This window comes from Rhizobacter sp. P3_B12 (assembly GCF_056402895.1).
Map to the genome: position 1 here is coordinate 1 of NZ_JBFUGN010001473.1, position 1,032 is coordinate 1,032.

The 1,032-nt window shown below is 68.5% G+C and carries 1 protein-coding gene; it reads left to right on the plus strand.

Annotated features, from left to right (window positions below; translation table 11 throughout):
* On the plus strand, positions 1 to 1,032 hold a 1,032-nt coding region (locus AC1D01_RS36185), incomplete at both ends, for a transglutaminase family protein (RefSeq protein ID WP_477874566.1).

Consider the following 1,032-nt stretch of genomic DNA (forward strand, 5'->3'; position numbering starts at 1 on the left):
GCCACGCACTTCATCAACTGGCAGCAGGATCCGCAGTCGAACTACCTGGCCCGGCTGGTGTTCCCGGACAAGACCACGTCGTTCCGCATCGAGGTCGACCTGGTGGTCGAGATGTCGGTGCTGAACCCGTTCGATTTCTTCCTCGAACCGGCGGCCGAGCATTTCCCGTTCGAGTACGACGCGTCGCTCGCGACCGAGCTGGAGCCGTACCGCCACAAGGCGCCGCTGACGCCGGCCTTCGAGAAGTACCTGGCCAGCATCTCGCGCGAGAAGATGCAGACCACCAACTTCCTGGTCGCGCTGAACCAGCGGCTGCAGAAGGACATCGGCTACCTGATCCGCATGGAGCCGGGCGTGCAGACGCCGGAGCAGACGCTGGTCAACGCGAGCGGCTCGTGCCGCGATTCCGGCTGGCTGCTGGTGCAGATCCTGCGCCACCTGGGCTTCGCATCGCGCTTCGTGTCGGGCTACCTGATCCAGCTGAAGAGCGACGTGAAATCGCTCGACGGCCCGAGCGGCACCGAGGTCGACTTCACCGACCTGCACGCCTGGTGCGAGGTCTACCTGCCGGGCGCCGGCTGGATCGGCCTGGACCCCACGTCGGGCCTGCTGGCCGGCGAGGGCCACATCCCGCTCGCATGCTCGCCGGAGCCGTCGTCGGCCGCGCCGGTGAGTGGTGCGCTGGACGAGTGCGAGACCGAGTTCGAGCACCTGATGAAGGTCACGCGCATCTGGGAGGCGCCGCGCGTGACGCTGCCGTACAGCGATGCGCAGTGGGGCGAGATCGAGACGATGGGCCACCGCGTCGACGACGACCTGCGCCGCCACGACGTGCGGCTGACGCAGGGCGGCGAGCCGACCTTCGTCTCGGTGGACGACCGCGACGGCGCCGAATGGAACACCGACGCGATGGGGCCGACCAAGCGGCTGCTGAGCGCCGACCTGATGGACAAGCTGCGCCGCAAGTACGGCGACGGCGGGCTGCTGCACTACGGCCAGGGCAAGTGGTACCCGGGCGAGCAGCTGCCGCGC